We start from the raw sequence: 18,689 nt of genomic DNA on the forward strand, positions 1-18,689 counted from the left end.
ATCGGACAATCAGCGATTGCCTCAGTTGCTGGCTTCGTTTCCCAAACTTTCCACCATGCTGCACCCCGAGGCACTCATCATCAGCGCCTATCCGGCCGCGTTAGGTTTAGCTGGCTTTGCACCGCTGGTAGACACCTACCTGCATCCACCGACGTTCATTCGCGCCATGCGACTCGCTGCACTGGAAAAACGAACCGTGGTGATGGCGGCCCAACCGTTGGCCGGTGTCGACCTGTTACTGCGGATGATTCGCAATCAAATGGAAGTCCCCGAGCGGATTTTGTGGGCGGCGGGCGGCTACTATTTCCCACTCTCGTTGGAGCGGTTTATTTCAAACCAACTACAGCAACACGACTGCCAGATCGAGTACCTGCACTGCTACGGCGTGGCGGAGATAGGGCACACCTGTTTTGCTGCCATGGAGCGTTTTGAATCGGGACATCCTCGCTTTCACAAAGTGGCAACCGAGGTCGTCGCTTCGGTGGTGGGGACGAACTGTCACCTTGCCCTGCATCACGAAAATGGACGCGGCATCGTCACCGAAGATTACGCCGATCAAATCGATGGCGAATGGTTAATCCAAAGTGGTCACGGGCGGATGTGTCCGCAAGTGCGAGACGAACTCGAGTCATGGTCATCGGAAGATTGGAACCGTCGCACCGGCTATCTGGCGGCCGACGCGACTGCGGTGAATTACCAATTGCGAGAATGGATCGAGAGCGAAGAGGCTAAGAACGAGCTACGCTATTTCCGGTTCTGGGAACAACACGCCGGTTCCATGCAGTGCAAACCGAAATGGAACCGCACGGTCGACACCAACGTCACGCCACGGAACAGACCGAATCAGATACGTTATCATCGCATACGGGTTTGACGATTCGCTGAAACGCACGCAGCGAATTGGTGATCACACGTCGCCGCGTCACCGATCGGAAACGTGATCCGACAACACGATGAAATAGATGAGCGTAGTGAGAGGTGGTGGAGACACGGGTGTAGGTGTCGTCCGACTCGTCACTATGCTCTTGCGCGAATTCACAGATAGGAAAATCAAACTCGGGCATCGTGGTGCCGCATTCTTGGAATCCAATCGATTTGAGTCGGCGAATATTGGTAGGACTTGCGCCAAAGGAGACCATACGAAAATCTTCGGCCATCGGATCGATCGACAACATCGCGATTTGGCAGAACACAGCGTAGCTGAGACTGTCGGTCACCTTGTACCATGCCGAACCTCCGACATCTTTGAATTCGACTGCGGAATCGAGCACCAAGTTCTGGCTCTCGTCCAAAATGTCATCTGGGCCGATGTCCATAAACGAGATGACTCCATCACGCAATCGTTCATAGGCCGAATCGGTCACCGGCAACACCACGCTAGCGCCATATCGCTTTCCATCCGCCGCTGCCAAAAGGATCGTTTGCGGATGGCGTCGCCACAGCGCCAGATAGCGATCTTCGTAACGAACGTAGCGTTCGTTTAACTTCTTGTCCGCAGCGATAAACAACCGGTCATCCTCGGTCGGATCGGAACCGTCGAGGTGCATTCGCCAACTTTCTCGCATCCGCTGGAACACACCGCAGGCGTCCGCTTCGTTTTCACAAAACGCTTCGTCACTAGGTACCGTTTTGCTCTGAATGAATTGCGACAATGACCAGGGCCAAGCGTCAAATTGATCATCGCGCTGCGAGGTATCACTGATCACATCCTCGTAGGGCAACGACAAGGCATCGGCGATCCGGCGGAGCATTTTTGCAGACAAATGGCGTTTGCCTGCTTCGGCGAACTGCAAGGTCCGAACCGCAACTCCCGCCTGGACGGCAAGCTGGAGTTGAGAGAGCCCAAGTTCTTTTCGTGTCTGACTGATTTTGATGCTGCCTTTGGGCATTTCACGGTACTCGCTCGTGTGCGGAATAAACTGAAATTGACAACCGACTTGACCACTTTGCGCCAATATTGCGCACGGCAATATCGATATTATTCTAATCTGCAGCGTTCGGCGAGTCGGAGACTTGAGGCGGGTCTGGAAAAACGGACCGCTGGGGCATCGCCTCAAGTCGCGGCTTTCCCCATTTAACAGCCACACCGTATCGATTGCAAATCACGTGAATTCGGGTGCTTTCGCTAGTTTCAAGCGTTTTTAACGCCTTTAGGGACTCTTCTTAAACGCCATTAACGATTCTCCGCCCTCTCGCTGGCGTTCCAGTCTTCCTAGCTTACCAACAACGAAAAAGTTCCCAAATGAAAAATCCATCACCGGTCCCCAAAACTCCGTAAAAGCCGGACTAACGGGACCTTCCCTTCCAAAACACCTTCATTGCCCCCTATCCAACGTCAGCAATCCACCAATCGCAACGCGATCTTTGCTCCCCGCCGGTTAAGGGAAGCGAACATTGGCATGACGACGGGCATCCAGATGGGATCCATCCGATGAGACAGACCTTGAGGGGGACGTCTCGCGGCCCGATCGATGCGTACGACAAGGACGAGTCGCCAAGATTTTCCGCCCAGCCCTGCTGCTTTTGAATTCATAAGTCATGGAGGCAAAGATGATCGATGCTCCTGCACCGCTGAAAAAGGCATTCGCTTTACTTGCCAACGCCGAGGCGGGTGGCGCCGCCGAGTCCATCGCCGAGAGATCGCTCTGGCAACCGCTGGCCTGCGAGAATTCGCCGCGACGCAGCAACGATGGGGATTCCCATCTTTGTCATCGGGTCGAGTCTCTTGCCGTCCTGTTGGACATTATTCCCCGCCGCTGTCGGTCGGAAATGAAGTCGATCGCGGAGATGTGGTGCGAGCATTTTTCTGACCGTCAACGCGTCAGCCTGGATGAATTGCGAACCGTCACACGGAATTGGTTGCGAGAACGCAAACGTCCTGCCGCCGCGATTCCTCGCTTTCTGGCCACCGCAGTTTCGACCGCTCAATCCCCCCCATCGACACGCAGCACTTCCCCGTCCCACGGTCACGACACCACCGGTCCATTCCCATCCTCGGTCCACCGTCCCGCGGCGGTGCATCGTTCGAAATCAGCCCACTGCACCGGCGGCGTCCATGGTGCTGCGGAGTCCGAACAACACTGTGTCTATGGACTTCAAACTTGGTTTGAACATCTGTATCGCAAACAGTGCTGGACCCACATTCCATCAGTAGTCCCGGGGGACAAACCGGTGCCGATCGACGAGATGTTCGTGGAACTTGAACTGTACGAAGATCGGATCGATAAAAATGAGGAAGCCCTTGATGCGAAATGTTCGTCGGAACCGACGCGGATCGCGTCATCAACGTGCGCAGCGAAGCACCGCAATATCATCGAATCGACGTACGATGTTCGTACCATCGTATCACGCACGCTTGATCGCTGCGTTATTGTGGGTGGCCCCGGCAGCGGCAAGTCGACGCTGATTCAATGGTTGGCACACACGATTGCAGAATCCGGCATCGGTGACTTTGACGTCCCCATCGTCGTCATGCTAAAGGATTATGCCAAAGCGATTGCCGAGCAACCCGAGCTCACTCCGTTACAGTTTTTCTTTGCTTCGCTCGACAATCGCGACGTCGATGCAAACGCAGCTTCGCAGTGGCTTCGCCATGTCTCGCATGATCGAAACCGTGTGCTATTGCTGTGCGACGGATGGGACGAGGTGCCCGCAGCCCAACGGGACAACGTGCGAGAGCAATTGGAACGCGAATCCGACCACTTCGTGACGCTGATCACATCACGCCCGGCGGGATTGCCGCAATCGCTGCGGGACCGAGACCACGTCGATTTTTATCACATCGGCAAACTGACACCGCATTCGATGATCGATTTGGCCCACAATCTTGTTCGCAGCCGCTATCGAAAATCCCACGATCGTCGCGGCGATGCCAAACAGATCGTCGATCAAATCCGTGCCTCGGATGATTTGCAAACCTTGGCCCAGCATCCGCTGTTTCTGGGCCAAATGGTGCATGTCCTGCTCGATGCCGACCACTTCGATGGCGCATTACAATCGACCAAAGTGATCACACAGCTTGTCGCTTGGATGCGAAAACGCCCGCAATTTTCAGGAAATGCAACGGAGGGCATCACGCAGCAACATTTGCAAGCGTTAAGCCGATTTTCGTACAACCGGCGATTTGGACACCAGCGTCTACGCGACCCATTCCACGAAACAGAATTGCAACGGGCAACCGCCTCGTTCGGCGTTTCGGAGTCGGCGATATTGGAAAGCCGTCTGCTGGATCGAGGCAATGCCATGATCGATGAATACCATTTTTCCGATTCCGCGTTTCCAACATACTTTGCGGCGCTGCAGATCGCAGAGATGGACGACGTCGATGCCCACACCTCGCTATTTGATCATGCGATCCAATCCAAACACCGCACGGAGGTTTTGTATCACGCCGCCGTACTGAGCGAACGCTTTCGTAACATTTGTCTGGAAAGGACCAAACACTGGCTGCGGCATGGTGATTTGTTTCATCAAATCTTGCTACGTTTGGCCAAGCTCGCTGCTGTCTCGCGAGACGCGCAGCGGCACACACATCAAAGCGATTACACAAGGATCGAATGGTCTCGAACGATCGCCCCCATCCGCAACAAACTGTGGCGTTTGACACAGCAGTGTAGCGACCCGAGTGTGACGCGGTTGTACGTCGAGACGTTGGCATCGCTGGATCCGACGTTCTTGCAGTGGAAAGCAGCTTCCCATGATGATTTGGACGAATTTGTCCTGCGACTGATTCGCCGGCTGATTCCCGACAGCGTTGGCATGGCCAATGCATCATCGCTCGCAGGCCCCCCCTCGGTTGCACCGGATTCCAACCTAGATTCATCGACGATGGAACATTGCTGTGTCGCATGCACCGGGATGCTTCTTCCCGTCCAACGCGATCAATGGGTACGCCGTCTGGCGATGCTGCCGCAGGACCACCCGGACGTAAAACATTGCATCGAAACGCTCGCGGGTCACCCCGTCGATCAAGGGGCAAACGTGGTGATGGAAATTGCCTTGGTTCGCAGTTTGCCGGACGATTTACGCGTCAAAGCGATCGAGATCTCGATGCACTCCGCCGACCGTGCGCTCGCCGAGTCCCTGGTCAACCAGATTGATGTCACGCAATCTCCGCGTTTGCAATCGTCGCTCTTGCGTCTGGCGATCACGCGACAAATCCCTCTCGACCTCGATTGGCTCGAAACGCAAATCAAAATAGACCCGTCCAGCACACTGCAATCACTGCGGTTACAAGCCTATTGTGACACGGGTGCGGGCCGGACGATGGCGGACCGGCAACGCATCCGTGATTTCTTAAGTGAATTGATGTTGTCGGCACTCAAGCACACCGAGGGCAAATTAACGGAGGTCAAATTAACGGGCGTGCTCAACCAACACTTCCGTCTGGCTGAGGAACCGCAATGGTCATACTGGATCGATCACCGCGTCGTCACCGCCGCCATTGATTGCGTGATTCGTTTTGTTCACTCGCCGCAGGGGCAACCTATCGATGCCGCCGAACTCGCCGCCAATGTGTTGACCTACGCTCCGTGCGAAGGCAACCGCGTCCACTTGAGCAAAACTCTTGATGCGGCATTAAGTTTGCTCAGATCGGCAACGTCGAATCCACGCTCCGGCTGCGATTTGATCCGCTGGGAACGATTCACCAAATTCATTGCCGATTGCCTGGCCAAAGTCGATCCTGGGACTTTGCTTCGCTATGAACCCTCATGTCGCCCGGTGCAAAACGCATTGCAGGATGCGGTTTACAAGCAAGGTTGGCTGATCTTCAACGACCGAATTTTGGACGATGATGGCATCGAGATCGCAGTTCGCGGCGATGATGCTTGGCCGCAACTGGATCGCGGCACCGTCGCCGATGCGGACGTGATCGACGAGATCGTCCACGACCTTCCTCCGCGGCAACGCAATGACTTCCTCAGTTACTGGCACATGGTATCCGAAGGCGATGCCGACTATGCATTGACCGAGCGAGAACGGGTACACGAAGCAATTTGTACGCTGATGGCATCGGACTTAAACACCGAGTTGAGCGAGCGGCTATGGTCTTGTTACCAGGAAGGGCAACCGCCGAGTTTTGCCAGTTGGAAAAAGAATCTCGCTCGCGTGGTCCAGCGTTACGAGGACCGACCGGAATTGCTCGCCCATTTACAACAGCTTGGTTTGGGGATTCACAAGCGAAAACCACGCTAGGTTAGGGAAAGGTGCTTTGAATCAGCACGTGGATTTTTCCCTCGTTATCAGTGGGGTCGATATCAAACATTTTCAAAAACAATCGGCCGGTTTTTTTGTTAATGAAATCGAGTTGTTTGGCGACCACAAACGGTTTTTCAGTATCCAATTCTGACGGCGACGTTGCGATCACACCGATCAGCGTCCCGAGTTTAATGTCGTTGCTTTTGGGTTTAATCTCATTGGGAATCTCTACCCCTTTGGCGTCGGTTTCGACCACCACTTTCCAGCTCCCTTTGACTTCCATGTGGACGGGCATTCCCTGAACCAGCGTGACTCCGGAATCTTGCCAACCGCGGTTGGCGACGACTTCGGTCAATTTGCGATCTTGCACCGATTGGGCGGCGATCATCCGGCTGAGCCCCTCTTCGGCCGGTTGATATTTGGGGACCAACCGCACAATCGCTTCGTAAACTTGGCGAGCTTCGGCGGTCTGTTTTTTCTTTTCGTAGTCGGCAGCTAATTTCTCGGCTTTGGTAATGAACTCTTTGTGCAGCCCCATCAACTGGGGGTCCGTGGGCAGTGTGGGCGAGTTCTCGGCGGCCTCTTTTCGTTGTTGCTGTAAACGTTTCTGAAATTCTTGCTGCTGTTTCATCGCCCGCCGCATTTCGGCGGTTTGAGCCAAGCCAAGGTTGGCAGAGAAGGCGACTGCGAAGCCCATCACGAGGGCGAGGATGACAACATTGCGAGAGAACAGCAGCATGAGAACGAGACTCGTACGAGGGAACACCGGTTTTCGGACCTCCAGTCTACACGACACAAAATCGGATGTCTTCATTTTGCGAATCGGGCAAATTGCTCAACCCGCTGGCGACCAGTTTGCCAGCGTCTCGGCAAAAACGTCGTATTGGGTTTGCTTAAATAGCACGAAGCGAACCAGCGAGATCGCGGGCGGCGTTTGCAGGAACGATGCCACCACGTCAACCGCGATTCGCGCCGCCTCGACGATCGGAAATCGATAAGCCCCAGTTGAAATTGCGGGAAAGGCGACGGAATCACAGCCATGTTGCACCGCGGCTTGCAGAGCCAGCGTGTGGACCTGACGAAGCTGTGCATGGCATTTCTCGGCGTAACGCTCGTTGTAGAACGGCCCCACCGCGTGAATCACAAACTTTGCCGGCAAATTCCCCGCCGCCGTAACTTGAACATGACCGGTCTGGCAACGGCGGCCCCGTTCATCCTCGGGCAGTTTTAGACACAGCTGTTTGAGCGTCGGACCAGCAGCACGATGAATCGCACCATCCACGCCGCCGCCACCGGCAAGCGAGGTGTTTGCTGCGTTGACAATGGCATCGGTGTCCTGATCAACGATATTGCCTAAGACAAGTTCCACGCTGCCGTGTTTTAGTGGACGCATCAAGGGATCGCTCCTGCGTTCGTAGCATTCGCGGCATACCGGGAAAGTCCGCGTTACCTTAATTGTAACGCACTGCGAATCTTGGAGGTGACGATCGGGTCACGCTCGTCGGCCAACCGTGATCGCAACTTCTGGTTCATGGCTGCATCCTTCATGGTGGCAATCACCGAAATCGTTCGCAAACGCACCTCGCGATTGTCATCGTTCAATAACATCGTCAACCAAGGCCGCGGGTCGTCGATATTGGATCGTGATATCGTGTCGACCAATTCAAGACGCGATCCGACATCGGCAGAAACAACATGCGTCGCGATTTGAAGTTGAGCTTGCGAAAAACCACGACGAATCAATTCGCTTTTGGCTCGATCCCGCAGCACCGCTTCGTCGCTGGCGAGCCAATAGATGACCGACTCGGTGGCGTACGTTTCCAGCGGCGACTGAGTTAAATAACTGGTCGGCATCACTTCACCCACCGCCGTCCCCACTGGATCGCCGACTGCGGATGGGCTAGCGGATGAGCCAGGTGAAGAAGAGGCTGCAATCGATTGCGACTGTGCTGCCGCGTCATGCACATCCTTCAAGTCGATCGCTTCGTTTGGCGAGACAGGTTTCAGCAGGGTAGCGGAAGAGCGGTAAACCGATGCCGAGGGTTCGCCATCGCTGGGATTGGAAACGGTTGCCGGTGCATTCCCCGAATTGGAGGATGTATTGGCTGGATCGTTTTGCCCCGATCCCCCCGACGAAATGATGGCCGGCTTGGCAAGCGGCCAATCGGTCCAAGTATCCAGCGCGTCGGCATCGGCAACGGGCAGCGGTTTGCTGCGAACCGCCAAACGAACCGGTTGTCCTGGAACGAGCGGATCGTTGTCGATCACACCAGGCACGGCACCTTCGGTGAGCGACATTTTTGACAATGTGGTGGTGGCCAAGTTGTAAAGTGACTTGGATTCACTGTCATCTTTCTGGACCGATTCCATGATCGTTTGTTGCAGCAGCCCCGTGGTCCATCCGGTGCGGTCCTCGGGAAGCGATGCGGCGATCGAATCCATCGAGGTCACCATCGTGTGGTGGTGTTGACGGGCGGCATCCCATTCGAGCGAGGTCCATGAATTTTGAGATTCGCGGAGTAATTCATAAGCGGTCCGCGCCACTTCGGCCGATTCGTCGTTCAACGCACGGACCATCAACCCGATCGCAGGCGATCCGAGTTCGGAGATTTGAACCAACCGCTGCTGTTTTTCAGCGACACCGAGATCCTCAAAACCTCGCATCAAATGCGAAACGATCCACTGTTTGCTGTATCGGCCCACCGCCAACGTGCCGCCGAACAGAACCGCAACGATCAAAAAGAATTTTAGCGACGTTTTGAATGCGTGGCCCCCAGAACCTGATTTGCCCGACCGTTTCACGGATCCATTGAGATGAAGTGCAAAAGGATTGGGAAGATCGTTTGGGTCGCCAGATTGCATGTCAAAATCACCAGAATCAAGGAGGCTGCGGGGCTGATGATTGTCGTGACAGACGGCTTTTCGAAGCAAGGTCATTTCGTGGACGTGCGAACGAGTCCCTGCTTCACCAAATCACTGTATTCGTCGCGTAAAACGCTGCGGTAAGCCGCCTGATCGCGTTCATGTTGCTCCTTCATCCGCTGCGGAATATCGACCCCACCGCTGATATCACTGACAATCGCCCCGAGCGATGGAAGCGATTGCGGCGTCACCCCAGGCTGGATCCAGACAATGCGGGCCGAGGAATCGACGAGCAACAAGGTGCCAGGGGCAATCGCAAACTTGCTAGCTAATTCGTTTTTTGGATCCCATATCAGCGGCAGCGTGATCGATTCTCGCAGCCACTGTTTAACCTCCTCTCGCAGTGAGACAGCGTCATGCAGCAACAGCACGACTCGCGTCGGGTCCGCCAATGCCGCAGGCAACTGCTGGCTCCACTGCTGAAGCACGACTGCGGAATTCAGTGCATTCACGTCATCGGCAAAACAGAGCATTGCCGTCACGGCGGGTTTCATTTCGGACCGGCTGGCCGAAAATTGAAATGGTTTGCGGCCCGAGGTGGTCAAGTCGACGCGATCAATCCGTGTCCCTAGAATCGCCGGGGGTGGCGAAGGAGGCAGCGGTACAAAATGACCGACAAACTTGGGGTTCTCCGGTAACGAATCGGCTTTCGGAGTCGTGGTGGGAACATCAAACGATGCTGCTCGCAATTCCAGCGTCAATCGAATCGACGGTGCCGACGGATCCGCAGTGGCCGATACGGGAATCGACGGCAAATCGACTTGCCGGATCAATCCACTGTGGATATCGACCCAAAAACCGTACTGCTGATCTCCCGCCTGGACTTGGATTTCTTGACATTGCGTTTGCTCGATCGTCTGTTGCTGGCCAAAGGCAAACTGGTGCTCCTCGAGAAACAACTGCTTCATCGGCTCTTCGGCGAACAACCATTCCAATTGAGGCGGCGGCCCCGCCAATCCGGCGGCGACTTGTTCGACCAGAATCGGATCGGTAAGCAATTGTTTCAATTCAGGTCGGCGGCCGATCGGCGGTGCTCGTAAGACTTGTGAATCAAAATTGCGAGTCGACGGATCAACGACCCACGCCGTCACCCCTTCGGAATCGGACCACAACCGCGTGTCGTATGCTTGCAAATAGACCGTATCGTGGTTCGTCCAAACGCTCAGCGGAGCGACCTTGGTTTCGGATTGGGTATCCGAGGTCGGTGGGACGGTCAGCCGGACGAGGCCTTCGTCGCGGTAAGAGCCCGCTGCGTGGTAGCGAGAAAAAATGGCTTGCAAATAATCACGCGGCTTCATTTCCTGGTACGCAACCGTGCGGACCGAACGGGTGCCGGCGTCGTCGGTCGAGGTCGCGCTCACGCCATCGTCCGCTGAATCACATCCCGCGATCAAACCGGCAAACAGCGATCCACCGAGAAGCGACAAACAAAGAAGAATTCGCTTCATGGGGATCCTCGATTTGCAAGCAAAAATGCGTATGACAACAGCACGGTACAACAACGGCACGGACAGACGGTTTATCTCGTTAGATTACGAAAACGGAGCGGTTGGTCACAATCGCAGCTGCATCCGCGATTTCGTTGCGGACGAACCAAATTCCCAGCGGCTTGCGGGTGAAGCAAAGGGAGGTTTTCCCGCGAAGCAACGCCGGGCGAAGACGCGGGACGACTTGGAGGCAAATTTTTTCTCACATTCCCCCCCTCGCCAGGACGATCTTGCAGAAATGGCCCTGGAGGAAGCGTGTTATGCGAGCGTGCGGGGTGATGCCAATTTGCTTTACGCCAATTTGCCTGATGACTGAGTGGAACGATCAACATGCCAGACCGTCTTCGAAGCTTGGATGTTGCTCGCGGAATCGCAGCACTCGCAGTGGTCTTTTGGCATTGGCAACATTTCTTTATGGACGTGAACCCGCTGAGCCACGACAACAACTTGGCGGCGTTCGATGCAGCGTCGCAGCCGCTGTACAGCTGGTTTAGCGGCTTCTATGAGCATGGCTATCGAGCCGTCATGTTCTTCTTTGTGCTTTCGGGTTTCGTCTTTTTCTGGCTCTACAGTGATTCGATTTCCCAGCGTCGTTGTTCGCTTCAGAAATTTGCAGTCCTGCGATTTGCTCGACTTTATCCTTTGCATTTGGCAACGCTGCTGATCGTTGCGTTGCTGCAGTGGTATTGCCGCGAGCACTGGGAAAGTGATTTTGCCTATTCCTTTAACGACGGCTATCACTTTGGGCTACATCTGATTGGGATTTCCTACTGGGGATTCGAAAGCGGCTATTCCTACAACGCTCCGACATGGTCGGTTTCGCTGGAACTCGGGCTGTACGCGATCTTCTTTCTTGTCGCTTACTTGGGTCACACCACTTGGCGAAAGACGCTTGGAATCGCAGCGATTGCGTTGCTGCTTGAACGTCTTCATCTTGGCGGGCGTTGGGCGGAACCGGTCGGTGCATTTTTTCTTGGGGGGCTGACGTACTATGGCTCGATGCAATATTTGAAACGGCGAACGAATCGCAGCGACGTGGTCTTGTACGTCGCGACGCTGCTTGTTTGGGTTGGCTTTTCGATAACAGGAAAGTTCGTGTTTCGAACGCCCGTGTTTCCCTTGACCATCCTGACACTGATCGTGACGGAGATTCGATTCAGCAAACTATTTCAGCCGCTCGCCTGGATCGGGGACATAACTTACTCGACTTACCTGCTGCATTTTCCGCTACAGCTTGTCTTCGTGATCACTGCGATCGAGCTGGGATTTGATTCGGGGATTTTCTATCACCCGGCAACACTTTTGACCTACCTTGCGATTCTGATTCCAGGTTCATGGCTCACGTTTCACTATTTCGAACGCCCACTCCAAACGTGGCTTCGCGGTGCGTTGATGTCGAAGCCTATTTCGCGACCCGCTGAACGGGCGACCGCCCCATTGGCTGACGTTTCAGCAACATAATGGCCGGCGTTCTCGACAAATCCGATCCACCGTTAGGTTGGCAACAAGGTTAACGTTCTTTGTTGCCACCGGTGGGTGCTGGCAAGCGACGCGGTTTTCAAGAGAATACATGCAGATCACGCGGCGATTCCGTCGTTGTTGGTTACTTTGGGGCGACGACAGGGTTGCCCATCGCAATCCCCCGCTGGCAGAGAACGCTGCATTGAATCCATCTACCAACGCCGCCCAGGTCGCCGACAAAGTCGCGTCCAATGAAGTTTGGCAATACGAAACCGGTTTTAGCCAGCGTGTGGGCGATGTCGCCAAGGCGACTCGCAACGCGCTTCGTGCCCCCGCCGATTTCCCTCCGCTGACCGCCGCAATCGCTCCGGGCGACCAAATCGCGTTAGCGGTCGACCCCAACGTGCCCGATCTGTGCAATGTCATTCGTGGCGTGCTGCTGGAGATCGAAGAGGCCGATGCGGAAACGATCGACATCGTGCTGTGGGATGAAACCAGTGATGAAATCCTGCAACAACTCGAAAGTGAATTCGAGACGATCGCCCATGTGATTCGCCATGATTCTCAGAAACGTGACTTGCTGCGTTATCTCGGGGCCGACATCGATGCCGACCCGATCTACTTGAACCGCTTTCTTGCCGATGCCGATCTCGTCTTGCCAATACTGGCGGCTCGGCCGGGTGATGCGGTGGGCGATCATGAGCTGAGTGGCGTCTATCCGATGCTGGCCGATTCCAACACTCGTTTGCGGCATCAGAAATCGTTGCAACAACCGCCGTCAAAGAACAAGACAACAAACGAGTCTCACGTTGGCTGGATGCTGGGGGTCCAAGTGATGTTGGCGGTGGCGGCGAATCCCGATGGCGATGTCGGCGGCGTTTTTGCCGGCACTCCCGAAGCAACTCGTCGCTGGTTCGAACGACCTCGCCACAGCGACGATGCCTTTCCTCCGTCCGCTCCCTTGGTGATCGCGACGCTCGAAGGAACAAAGCAACAGAACTCGTGGGCTAATTTGGCCCGTGCTCTCGCCGCCGCTGCCACCCACACGATGCCTGGTGGCACCATCGTGCTGTGGAGCGAAATTGAGGATTCACCGAGTGATCGATTGGTGTTGCGACTGAGCAGCGATCGAGATCTTGAGGAAATCGAAGAGGACAACGACGAGGGGGCCAACGACAACGGGGACAATCGTGACGAGGGTAGCAGCGACACCCTCGCGCAACGCTCACTGCTGGGCCAATCCGAGGACGGTTTTACGATCTGGGACGATTCGATCGCGATTGCCGATGCGATCCAACGTGTCGGCAGTGAATACCGGCTACTGCTGCACAGCAGACTTGGATCCGAGGTTGCGGAATCGCTGGGGCTCGGTGCGATTGAATCGCTCGATGCACTGCAGCATCTCAGCAAATCGTTCGACAGTTGCGGTATTCTACGAGCGGCACAGTTCGCGGGCAGCACGTTTGATCTGCCTCTCGCTGAGTCCGACCCGGAATAATACCGTTCGCTGCCACGCCCCAAAAAACACTGCCAAGCTAAAACGAATGACCGAAGTCGCCATCGAATTTGCACATCGCTTTTGCCCTAACTGTGGCACCCCCAACGCCAACCTCGGCAGCATTCCGTTTCGCTGCGACGCGTGTGGGTTTGCAAATTTCTTTGGCCCCTGCGGCGCTGTCGGAGCGTTGGTCACCAACGAGCACAATCAATTGCTGCTAGTACGGCGAGCCCGCGACCCGGAACGCGGCAAATGGGGTTTGCCGGGCGGGTTCGTGGACCGCAGTGAAACGATTGAGCAGGCGCTCGCAAGAGAAGTCTTTGAGGAGACTCGATTAAAAGTTTCGAGCTACGAATTCTTGATGTCGCATCCGAATGATTATCACTACGGCGGAATCATTGTGGCGGTGATCGACACGTTCTTTGTTTGCAAGGTCAGCAACGCTGCGGAGATTGCCTTGCAGACCTCGGAATTGACCGAGTTCCGCTATGTCGACAAGGACTCGCCACTGTTCGACCAGATGGCATTTCCTTCGAACCGAATCGCAATCGACTACTGGATCAACTCTGACTCAACCGATTGATTCCCTCAACCGATTCCCCCTCTGCCAACTTGGATTCGGTCGGCGCATAAAAAAAGCTCCCGGAAAGTACGTAATCCTAGGGGGGCGGAGGACAACGCGCTTCAGTTCCGGGAGCCGGTGGATTGGGGGTTCGACTCAGTAGATACATCCTTGTATCAACTGGACGAACTCAACATTGCAAAATCATAGTCGCCGACGCAAGTTCACATCCGTGTGAAATTAACTTCGACGTGTTCCGCAGCAACAAATAATTTCGTTACCAAGTGCAGAATCGTCATGATTCTTTAATGCCTTCTCTGGGCGACACGCTGGGTGTCACTCAGTGATGGGCGAAGAATAGAGGTTAGCTTTTAGTGCGGTCAAGACGAGTTTTCCAAAAGTCGTAATTTGTTTCAGAATCGTTTCTTTTTACGGCAAAAACCGCGTTCCCAGTGCAACAAAACAAGCGTTGAGAATCAATCACGCGGCATTCTTCGGTAAACCAGTTTGACATCATTGTCGCCGAGTCGCTGGAGACGGACCAATTGCAATGCGGCCGCATCCGCAACGGTTGCGAACCCGTCACCGGCAACCGGGCCTAAGGCACTGCGACCGCCAAACACTTTAGCACCAACATAAACCTCGTATTGATCGATCGCGTCGGCGGTTAAAAAACTCGCCATCAATTCACCGCCTCCTTCGATCATTACGTTGGTCATCGATTGACTGCCCAGAAAATCAAGCGATTGATGGATCATGTGTACGAGATTGGAACTTGTACAGCGATAAACGCTTGCACCAAGCTGTTCCAGTTTCGCAACCTCCGACGCGTCAATCTCCGGCGAGACGATCAACAGTACAGGCACCTCGGACGCCGATTGTAACAGACGCGAACGGGCTGTGGGCAATCGATGGGCACAAAAAATGACTCGCGTCGCGGTGCGAACGCCTGGCGGCCGCGCGGTCAACATCGGATCATCCGCGATGACGGTTCCCATTCCCACCGCAATCGCGTCGACACGGCCACGCAAAGCATGGACATCGGCGCGTGAGGCTTCGCTTGAAATCCATTGGCTCTGTCCCGTGCTGGTCGCGATTCGTCCATCGACGGTCATCGCCCATTTCGCAATCGTGAAAGGCCGACCGGTTTGCAAACGTTTCAAGTAGGCCGCGTTTAGTTCTCGTGCTTCCTGTTCGAGCACCCCGACGCGGGTTTCAATCCCGGCACGGTTCAATTGTGCCAACCCACCACCGTCGACCTGTTCAAACGGATCGGCCATCGCCACGACAACGCGGCGGACTCCGGCAGAAATCAATGCGTCCGAACAGGGCGGCGTCTTGCCGTGGTGACAACACGGTTCAAGCGTCACGTAGGCTGTTGCACCGCGAGCATCACCTGCGTCGCGAAGTGCATGAACTTCGGCATGCGGCCCGCCGAAACACTGATGATATCCTTGGCCGATCACTTGGTCATCACGGACAATGACACAACCCACCATCGGATTCGGTTCAACCGATCCGCGTCCCTGCTCGGCCAAGCCAAGCGCGAGACGCATCAAGTCATCATCGGTTTCGAAACGAGAAGCGTTCATCAGCGATGGAATTCAGCGGTTTGAGATCACACAGTTTAAAAGTGCAATGAGCTTTGAGCGTTATCGCCAAAAGCATGACAGGCTGGAAGCGAAAGCCACGACAGGCTAGAAGCCTATCCCACGAAAGGCACGACAGGCTGGAAGCCTATCCTACGAAAGCCGCGACAGACTGGAAGCCTATCCTACGATTAATCCATTCCGGGGACCCACAATTTGCTGCCGCCACCGGCAGCGGGATCCGCCGAAGGTGCTGAGGCACCGCCGCCGCCATCGGGAGTCCAAATGCCGCCCGCTGCGGGTTCGGCACCTGCCGGAGCGACACCGCCGGGTGCGGGGCCACGTCGCGGGCTGCCATCGGGGCGAATCAGTCCCATCGAAATCAGCATCTGCTGCAGCTGCGCCATCACTTCGGGTTCGTTGCCGTAACGCTGCGTCAGCGTTTCGATCGCTTTTTGGAACCCTTCGCCATCGCCCGCTTGCAATCGCAAACTGACTTCGCTGAGCAACAGATTCGCGGTCGGCAATTCGTTGGCTTCGGCAAACGCCTTTGCTTCGTCGATGGTCGCGATCGCATCTTTGGCGTTGCTCGACGCATTCACCAAAGTGGAATAGGCCAACAGCTTTGCCATCTTTTGGTCTGCTGGCAAATCGGCTTCGATCAGCCGTTTTGCAAAGTGACGAATCGCCGGTGTTGACGAGATCTGCTGGGCTCGTTGCAACAGATACAAGCAGGACTCTTCGTTGAGCTGGCTCGAATCAATCCGGTTCAAATCGGTGTTTGCAACCGTCTCGATCTCGTCATCGCCAATCGTCAATGTCGGCAGTGGCTCGATTTTAGCAAGTCGATAGACTTCACCGAGGACTTCGTCCCCTTTGGAAATGATCGCGTCGTACTGTTCTGCCACACGCACAACCACGGTTCGCTCAAGCAATTTCGAATCGTCGTCTGCGGTGTCAACCAAGGACGCGTTTCCGAGGATGCCCCATTTGGCGTTGGCAATGGCCAAAGGCATTCGCGTGTTGGTCAGCTCTTCTTGCATCGCGTCGGCTTCGACGGCACTGGCCTTGAATCGCACCATGGCGACTTGCGGCTGCACGACGGCCAAGAACGGCAGCGGATCGCTTGGCTTCTGATTCAGCTGGACCGAATCGCCAATCGCTTTTTGAATTTGAGCTCGCACATCATCCAGAACCGACGAGGTGACGTCGTGGATTTCGACGCGGGCCGAGCGATCGGTCTGCTTGCCGTAGACGAACGCCATCGCGATCGCTTCGGGGATTTGATCGATCGGTGGCAAGCCTTCGGCGACCTCGGGACGATCGCGGTCGAGTACTTGGAAACCCGCACGTGGCGGTACGTCGTCCTCGGACTCACGCATTTGAGCAAGCATTTCTGCGGGCAAGGGGGCAAATCGCGAATCGGCGATCATTGCCATTTCCACAGGCTCGGCGCTTTCGATGTCGGCATCCAATCGGAAACATTCCGCAGCAAGGTCTTTGTCATCGGGATTGACCAAGCAGGAAACGGCACGGAACTGGACGCGTTCTTCGAAATCAAGCGATTCGCAAGCTGACAATTTCTTCAGGAAATCGCTTTGGGCGGCAACATCCCCACGCCAAATCGCACAAGTCAACAAGCCGGACAAGATCGCAGGTTCGTCGGGCAGCGTGCGACGCAGCGACTGGAACTTGGCTTCGGCAAGCAAAACCTTGTTGCTGCGAAGCAGCGTGGCGGCTTCGTCATAACGTTCGCCCCAATCGGCATCGTCAGGCCGTTGGATTGGCTGAGGAATCGACTTGACCAATTGGTTCAACGTCGGCGAGCTGTTGAGTTGACGCAGCAACGAGCCCGACATCTGGCTGCCTTCGTAGCCTTGCGCCATCATTGCCAAGCTGGCATAGACGCGAGCGGTCAAGAAAACGCCTTGGCGACCGAGCAAAAACGCGACGGCGGACGAAACGTCCAAGACAAACGCGTCGACGTCGCGACCGCTCTCGGTCAATGCTTCGAGCATCGAATCGGTCGCGGATTTGACATCGCCGCGGAAAACCTGAGCCGCAGCACGCTGGGTCAGTGCCAATGGGTTGCTGGGCTGCAAACGAATAAATCGGTCCGCGTTCTCGGCGAGCGAGTCATATTCACGTAAATCGAGCAGCAAGCGTCCGCGAATGGCCAAAGCCCAAGCCGCATCGGGATGTTCCGTGAGAATCGTCGACAAACGATCCAGAGCGGGGACGACCTGCCCCCCCTCGACCATTTTCATCACGCGATCAAGCTCGCTTACGGATTCCTTGCACTTGCAAAACTTGATTTTTTTCCCGCTGCCGCAGGGGCAGGTTGCATATTGGTCGACTGACATCAGATGCTAGCTTAAGCGATTAGGTATTTTTTGGTTGCCGTCGCACGACGCGGCGGCTTCCCAGGCCGAAGAATTTACCATGATTCACCCGCGAATCTGAACCCCCTGACGAAAATGGCTGAGATAAAAGCGTTCGTGCTCCGCAGCGGGCTCGTCCAACCCGGCTGAAAGCCGCAAAAAATCAGGGCTTTGACGAGAATTCTTTGATCGATTCGAGCGAGGATCCCTCGGGAAACGCCGTTAATCCATGGTCGGTCAACCGATCGAGCTCCTGGTAACGAATGTCGACGAGGTCAGAAATTCGCGAAAACAGATCCGCTACATGTGCGTCGACCAACGGATGGATGGTCGATTCATCGACCGTTTCATCTCGTTTAAATGACCGTGTGATCGACGCGTTGGCACGCAAATATTCTTGAAACCGTTTTTCGAGCCGCGGATCGATTGAAATCTGCACGTGATCGAGTTCATGCAGCACCAACCGATCGGTCCAAAACGTCTCGGCCGCAGGCCGTTTGCGAAACCACACGGTGTGCTCGGTTTCGAGTCGTACGTCACTAAACCGCATGGTAATTCTCACTTCGCGAGATTCCGCGTTGCGATCTTGGC

12 protein-coding genes and 1 pseudogene are annotated in these 18,689 nt (G+C 55.3%); 5 read left to right on the top strand and 8 right to left on the bottom strand.

The window, feature by feature from the left end; genetic code table 11:
- A partial coding sequence (locus ABX962_RS09090; RefSeq protein WP_372718655.1) for a hypothetical protein occupies positions 1 to 874 on the top strand: 874 nt, incomplete at its 5' end.
- Here the strand turns inward: ABX962_RS09090 and ABX962_RS09095 are convergent.
- Complete coding sequence (locus tag ABX962_RS09095) at positions 822 to 1,970, bottom strand: helix-turn-helix domain-containing protein (protein ID WP_372718657.1); 1,149 nt, start codon at positions 1,968 to 1,970, stop codon at positions 822 to 824. The genes ABX962_RS09090 and ABX962_RS09095 overlap by 53 nt on opposite strands.
- A 580-nt stretch (positions 1,971 to 2,550) precedes the next feature.
- Here ABX962_RS09095 and ABX962_RS09100 point away from each other — a divergent pair.
- Entirely contained in the window at positions 2,551 to 6,195 is a 3,645-nt protein-coding gene (locus ABX962_RS09100; RefSeq protein WP_372718659.1) for an NACHT domain-containing NTPase, read from the top strand.
- Between the two features lies 1 nt (position 6,196).
- Here the strand turns inward: ABX962_RS09100 and ABX962_RS09105 are convergent, their stop codons facing one another.
- From ABX962_RS09105 to ABX962_RS09120, 4 genes are all read right to left on the bottom strand, one after another.
- Positions 6,197 to 6,937 (bottom strand): hypothetical protein, encoded by a 741-nt coding sequence (locus ABX962_RS09105; RefSeq protein ID WP_372718661.1) that lies wholly within the window; start codon positions 6,935 to 6,937, stop codon positions 6,197 to 6,199.
- Between the two features lie 96 nt (positions 6,938 to 7,033).
- Positions 7,034 to 7,591: a macro domain-containing protein gene (locus ABX962_RS09110; RefSeq protein WP_372718676.1), complete on the bottom strand. Its 558-nt coding sequence runs from the start codon at positions 7,589 to 7,591 to the stop codon at positions 7,034 to 7,036.
- A 53-nt stretch (positions 7,592 to 7,644) separates the two neighbouring features.
- Complete coding sequence (locus tag ABX962_RS09115) at positions 7,645 to 9,060, bottom strand: HEAT repeat domain-containing protein (protein ID WP_372718663.1); 1,416 nt, start codon at positions 9,058 to 9,060, stop codon at positions 7,645 to 7,647.
- A gap of 71 nt (positions 9,061 to 9,131) precedes the next feature.
- Positions 9,132 to 10,568, bottom strand: coding sequence for a hypothetical protein (locus ABX962_RS09120; RefSeq protein WP_372718665.1), 1,437 nt, complete (start codon positions 10,566 to 10,568; stop codon positions 9,132 to 9,134).
- A gap of 369 nt (positions 10,569 to 10,937) precedes the next feature.
- Between ABX962_RS09120 and ABX962_RS09125 the strand changes: the two genes are divergently transcribed.
- The 3 genes from ABX962_RS09125 to ABX962_RS09135 all read left to right on the top strand — a co-directional run bounded on the left by ABX962_RS09125 (position 10,938) and on the right by ABX962_RS09135 (position 14,149).
- Positions 10,938 to 12,068 carry an acyltransferase family protein gene (locus tag ABX962_RS09125; RefSeq protein ID WP_372718667.1) on the top strand — a complete coding sequence of 377 codons (1,131 nt, stop codon included), beginning with the start codon at positions 10,938 to 10,940 and terminating at the stop codon, positions 12,066 to 12,068.
- A 202-nt stretch (positions 12,069 to 12,270) separates the two neighbouring features.
- Complete coding sequence (locus tag ABX962_RS09130; protein ID WP_372718669.1) at positions 12,271 to 13,566, top strand: hypothetical protein; 1,296 nt, start codon at positions 12,271 to 12,273, stop codon at positions 13,564 to 13,566.
- Positions 13,567 to 13,612: 46 nt separating this feature from the next.
- Complete coding sequence (locus ABX962_RS09135) at positions 13,613 to 14,149, top strand: NUDIX domain-containing protein (RefSeq protein WP_372718671.1); 537 nt, start codon at positions 13,613 to 13,615, stop codon at positions 14,147 to 14,149.
- A gap of 455 nt (positions 14,150 to 14,604) precedes the next feature.
- On the opposite strand, the gene ribD is transcribed toward ABX962_RS09135, so the two are convergent.
- From ribD to ABX962_RS09150, 3 genes and pseudogenes are all read right to left on the bottom strand, one after another.
- A complete protein-coding gene (gene ribD, locus ABX962_RS09140; RefSeq protein ID WP_372718673.1) occupies positions 14,605 to 15,720 on the bottom strand; it encodes a bifunctional diaminohydroxyphosphoribosylaminopyrimidine deaminase/5-amino-6-(5-phosphoribosylamino)uracil reductase RibD in 1,116 nt (371 codons plus the stop codon).
- Positions 15,721 to 15,908: 188 nt separating this feature from the next.
- Complete coding sequence (locus tag ABX962_RS09145; RefSeq protein WP_372718674.1) at positions 15,909 to 18,080, bottom strand: tetratricopeptide repeat protein; 2,172 nt, start codon at positions 18,078 to 18,080, stop codon at positions 15,909 to 15,911.
- A gap of 181 nt (positions 18,081 to 18,261) precedes the next feature.
- Positions 18,262 to 18,689: pseudogene (locus ABX962_RS09150) on the bottom strand (hypothetical protein); the annotation flags it as partial.

Origin of the sequence: Novipirellula sp. (assembly GCF_041583735.1) — a bacterium.
Classification (GTDB): domain Bacteria; phylum Planctomycetota; class Planctomycetia; order Pirellulales; family Pirellulaceae; genus Novipirellula.

Excerpts from the sequence above, each read along its gene's own strand:
- ABX962_RS09100 (WP_372718659.1), top strand. The coding sequence starts at position 2,551 with ATGATCGATGCTCCTGCACCGCTGAAAAAGGCATTCGCTTTACTTGCC.
- ABX962_RS09105 (WP_372718661.1), bottom strand. The coding sequence starts at position 6,937 with ATGCTGCTGTTCTCTCGCAATGTTGTCATCCTCGCCCTCGTGATGGGC.
- ABX962_RS09110 (WP_372718676.1), bottom strand. The coding sequence starts at position 7,591 with ATGCGTCCACTAAAACACGGCAGCGTGGAACTTGTCTTAGGCAATATC.
- ABX962_RS09115 (WP_372718663.1), bottom strand. The coding sequence starts at position 9,060 with ATGCAATCTGGCGACCCAAACGATCTTCCCAATCCTTTTGCACTTCAT.
- ABX962_RS09120 (WP_372718665.1), bottom strand. The coding sequence starts at position 10,568 with ATGAAGCGAATTCTTCTTTGTTTGTCGCTTCTCGGTGGATCGCTGTTT.
- ABX962_RS09125 (WP_372718667.1), top strand. The coding sequence starts at position 10,938 with ATGCCAGACCGTCTTCGAAGCTTGGATGTTGCTCGCGGAATCGCAGCA.
- ABX962_RS09135 (WP_372718671.1), top strand. The coding sequence starts at position 13,613 with ATGACCGAAGTCGCCATCGAATTTGCACATCGCTTTTGCCCTAACTGT.
- ribD (WP_372718673.1), bottom strand. The coding sequence starts at position 15,720 with ATGAACGCTTCTCGTTTCGAAACCGATGATGACTTGATGCGTCTCGCG.
- ABX962_RS09145 (WP_372718674.1), bottom strand. The coding sequence starts at position 18,080 with ATGTCAGTCGACCAATATGCAACCTGCCCCTGCGGCAGCGGGAAAAAA.